This window comes from Micromonospora sp. DT81.3, assembly GCF_049847225.1.
In the GTDB taxonomy this organism is placed as follows: Bacteria; Actinomycetota; Actinomycetes; order Actinomycetales; family Microbacteriaceae; genus Microbacterium.
On the sequence record NZ_JBNCNY010000032.1, the window covers coordinates 1 to 4,272 of the forward strand.

General features: G+C 65.1%; 4 protein-coding genes. 3 read left to right on the forward strand and 1 reads right to left on the reverse strand.

The window, feature by feature from the left end:
* Positions 1-360 precede the first annotated feature (360 nt).
* The gene (locus ACPW96_RS23110) at positions 361-927 is read left to right on the forward strand and encodes an RBBP9/YdeN family alpha/beta hydrolase (protein ID WP_425886077.1); all 567 of its coding nucleotides are present in this window, start codon (positions 361-363) and stop codon (positions 925-927) included.
* A gap of 580 nt (positions 928-1,507) precedes the next feature.
* Positions 1,508-2,044 carry a nucleotidyltransferase domain-containing protein gene (locus ACPW96_RS23115; protein ID WP_425886078.1) on the forward strand — a complete coding sequence of 179 codons (537 nt, stop codon included), beginning with the start codon at positions 1,508-1,510 and terminating at the stop codon, positions 2,042-2,044.
* A gap of 224 nt (positions 2,045-2,268) precedes the next feature.
* On the opposite strand, the gene ACPW96_RS23120 is transcribed toward ACPW96_RS23115, so the two are convergent.
* On the reverse strand, positions 2,269-2,877 hold the full coding sequence (locus ACPW96_RS23120; RefSeq protein WP_425886079.1) for a VOC family protein: 609 nt from the start codon (positions 2,875-2,877) through the stop codon (positions 2,269-2,271).
* Between the two features lie 422 nt (positions 2,878-3,299).
* Here ACPW96_RS23120 and ACPW96_RS23125 point away from each other — a divergent pair, with 422 nt between their 5' ends.
* Entirely contained in the window at positions 3,300-4,193 is an 894-nt protein-coding gene (locus tag ACPW96_RS23125) for a DUF2971 domain-containing protein (protein WP_425886080.1), read from the forward strand.
* Positions 4,194-4,272: the final 79 nt, after the last annotated feature.

Genomic DNA, 4,272 nt, shown 5'->3' on the forward strand with positions numbered 1-4,272 from the left:
CTCATTCGTGCGATGCGCGCAAGCGGAACGCCTGCGGGCGATCCAGCCGGAGCCACGGCGGCAGGCGGTCGGCCGTGCGATCGACGCCTACTCGAATACAAGCGGGGCACGAGGGGGGCGACTGTGCCGCAAATAGCCGTGTGGGGGAATTGCGCGTCGACTGTGGACCGATATCATGCCGCGTGCGTCTGCGCGTACGCGATTGCTACCTCGGGTCCCATGCGCACACCCACGTCGATCTACACGAGGGCGCCCTCCTCGTGCCGCCTGCAAAGGCCTCGAACGTGCAACAGATGTGGAACACACTTGGGGCGCATCCGCCGTCTGGAGGCAGGGGGCGGGAACAACTAGCCTTTGGCTGTGATACTGCCCGAGATCGAAAGGATCCCGTTGGTCATCGTGCCGGGGGCGAACAACTCCGGCCCGAACCACTGGCAGACCTTCTGGGAGGCCGCCCACCCAGACTGCCGACGTACCGAGCCTGCATCCTTCGACGTCTTTGACCTCGAGGACTGGGTGCGTGCACTCGATGCAGCGATCGCGCGCTGCGCCACCCCTCCGGCTCTCGCTGCCCACAGCGGAGGCTGCTTGGCGACACTCGAGTGGGCCGCTCGTGAAGGTGCACCGGGGCGGGTCGCCGCGATCTTGCTCGTCGCACCGCCCGACCCCACCGCACCCAGCTTCCCTCCGGACGCCGGGTCGTTCCGCGATGTCGTCGCCTCCCCGCTCGGGGTGCCTAGCGCCGTTGTGGCCAGCACCAATGACCCATATGCTGCGGTCGACTATGCAGCTCGGGTGTCCGAGATCTCCGGTGCGTCCCTGCACGTGATCGGTGCTCTCGGTCACATCAACGCCGACAGCGCGCTGGGGGAGTGGCCCGCCGGGCAGCGGATCCTCGCGGATCTCATCTCATCCGCGAGGACCTGACCGCGGCAGCGCAGAACGCCGACCGGTACCTGCGGGGCGTGCCCGAGGACATGGTGCGTGGAATCGCGAGCATGCGGAACATCGCGTCGCATTTGAGGTATCGCTCCATGAACGACGACGTGCTTGGACGACCCAGACGTCGCGTCTCGCGCAGGACCTCGCGGCCTGGCGTGCAGCGGCCCCGCCGTGAAGCGACCGGCGGGGATGAAGGCGCGACGGAGAAGATCAGCCTTCTGCGATGGTGACGCGGATGCGAGTTCACGTTCACCGAGGGGCTGTTGTCCGCGCGTTCAACGAGACCACCCACACCCGCGCCTAACGCCTGAGCATTTGACATCAGGTCGACGTGCGCGGAACGTACGCCGATCCTCGTTCGAGTGGGGAGCCGCCCCGGAACCTTGTGCCCGCGTGGTGACCACACGGCGGCAGGTGTCGTGTCGCGCTCCTGATGCGGCGGGACCCTCCTCGAATAAGCGCTTCGCGGGAGTCTCTCTAAGTCCTTCTTGTACGTGACGTTTGAAAGGAGCACCCTGAGCGTAGCGACGCCCGTGATACGGGTCGAGGAAGGGTTGGCACAGTCGTGAGCACGCGGGAGATGGATTTCGCTGCGGGTTTGGCGGCGCTGTCGAGCGCCGCCGACGCGATGGATGCGGCTCAGCTCGAGCATTGGTTCTTCGGCGGCTGGGCCGTGGACCTGTGGGTTGGGCGTCTTACTCGCCCGCATGACGACATCGACCTCCTCGTTTGGCGCCGCGATGAGGCGCGCGTCCATCACGCGTTGGTGGCGGCGGGTTGGTTTCACGCGCTCACCCCAGAGGACATAGTGGGCACGAACTATGTGCGTGAACAATACGAGTTGCAGCTTACTTTCGTGGTGCCTGGCAGCCAGGGCGGCGTGGTCGTGCCTGTTCCTGACAAGCCGATCGTTCTGTCGCGGGGGACTTTGGACTTCGCTCGGCGCGAGCTGGGAGACGTGACGGTGAGGGTGTTGACGCTGGAGATGATGCTCGCCTTCAAGGCCTCCCCGAGATCCGACGAGGTGGGCGGCGCGAAGGACCGAGCGGACTTGGCGGCACTCCGCTCAGTCGCCGACCTGCCGGGCACCACTCTGAGCTAATACTTCCGGAGAAGCAGACGGGTGCGCCGTGACCTGCGTCCGCAAGCCGGTGGACCGCCGCGCGTCGCGTGGAGCCGGCCGAGACCCGCCGGATCGGCGACGTCGTGCTGCTGCGATACGCCCTCTCGGATCGGTTCCATGCGGCGGGCCGAGGGCTCGAGCCCGCCGGGCGCGTTCACGCGAATCCGTGATGCGGAGGCACGCAAAACGCGAGATCGCCGCCGTCAGCGGCCCGCCCAGACGAACCCATCAGGGTCGGTGAGCGGCGCGGCAGTGCCGCTGATCAGCAGGCGGTGCGATCCGGTTCCCTCGGCATCCACCCCCGCGACCTTCGCGAGAGCGCGCCGCTGGTACAGCGCCAGCGTGATCGGGCTGGACTGGTCGCCGAGCTGCACGTACTTGCGCCCATACGCCTTGTGGACGGGGACGCCGTGGTCGACATACCACTGCTTGCTCTCGGTCACATCCTCGACACCGAGCTGCAGCACGAACTCGTCGACCTGCCGTGTCGCCGGACCGGTGTCTTTCTTCGACGACGACGCAATGGTCCACACGGCGCCGTCCGGCGCCTGGACGACGCCGCCATAGCCCCACAGCGACTTCGCCCCCGGCTTGAGCGACGTGGCGCCGGCCTCGAGTGCGCTGCTGAGGAAGCCGTCGACGGTCGAGGGCTGGGCCACGACCAGCGACAGGGTGAACCCGCGAAATCCCGACGTCGGCTCATCGGTCGCCTGCACGCGGACGCGTTCTCCGAGGCCGAAGGCGTCCCGGTAGAACTTCTCGGCGGCCGCGGGGTCGGTCACCCCGACGGTCACAAATTCGATTGTTGACATGCGGCCAGCTTAGGAACGACAAAGCAACCACGCTTCTCCGATTCTGCTCGGTCGACCGGCGCCGGCCGCCGTGCCCCGGCGTTCGAGCGCGGTCAGAGCGGCGTGACCCGGAGCCACACGAAACCATAAGGCTCGAGCGTCACCCCGTGCACCAGATCGACCTCGTCACCGCTCACGACATCGACTGCGGCGTGGCGAAACCGCCGGGCGTAAGGGGGTCCCTCACCGCGACAGAGCCGTCCCAGATGTGATCCCTCCTCGCGGAGGGTAATCATCGAGGCCGGGATCGTGGCGGACGCTGTAAGTGGAGGGCCGCGGAACCCTGGCTCGAAGACCCTGGTCGCGCGGGGATTTGTGGGGTGCTCGCCCTGGGGTGTGGACTCGAAAATCGGTTGGAACAGCCTCACCTCTAATGTATGGCCATGACATTCTTGATGCAGCCTCAGGGTCAAGGCGACGAGTTGCTCTTTCACTACACGACAGCTGCAGGGCTGGCAGGCATCCTCGATAGCGGCGAGCTCCGCTTGTCCACACTTGAGAGAATGAACGATCCGCGCGAGAGCGGCAAGTACAGCTTCGGATTCAATTCCTGGAGCTCAGGATCGTTCGGCGATGACCGGAGGGCGGGGATCGAAAGCGACATCAACGATGCATTGCGGGGCACGACCCACCTGGCTAGCTTCACGCGTGAAGGGCTTGAAGAGTCGCCCGATGGGTACTTCGGTCGGGGGTTCGCCCGTGCCCGAAACTGGGACCAGTACGGCGAAAAGCACCGCGGAGCGGTCTTGGGTTTGAATCGTGATCGCACCTTGGCGGCTTTCGATGAGCTCTGCTCGGGTGACTTCGCGAGTGGGCCGGTGAGGTATGAGAACGGCTCACTTCAATCGTTGCCAGACGGAGGCTGGCTCATTTTCGACGAGTCTGAGTACAACGAAGTTGGCGCACACGGGGTGGCAAACAGATGGAGGGTCGACTATCAAAATCAACTTTTCTTCACGAAGAACAGGGACTGGGAATCCGAGGACGAGTTCCGGATCGTGGTGTGGCAGGCCCAACATGCAAACATGCCGATAGCGGGCCTGATTGAGGGTGTAATCCTTGGGGAGCATCACCCAATCCCCGAGAAAAAGGTCCTTGGGACAAGACTCGCTCGATTGGGGGTAGATCGGCTGATCATCGGAATCATGGACTGGCGTCACGGAACGCCTGGCTGCCTCAGTTCCATACTTACCGATCGACCCGGCATCTTCGGGTTTGAAGTCGTCGATGACGGAATCGATCGTGACTTTCCCCTTGCGCACCCCGTCCTTTCCTGACCGAGGAGGACCTGCCCAAACGGGGCGCATGGCACCAAAGCCATGCGGTCGCTGATGCGTCGTAGGGGGCTCGGTAGCC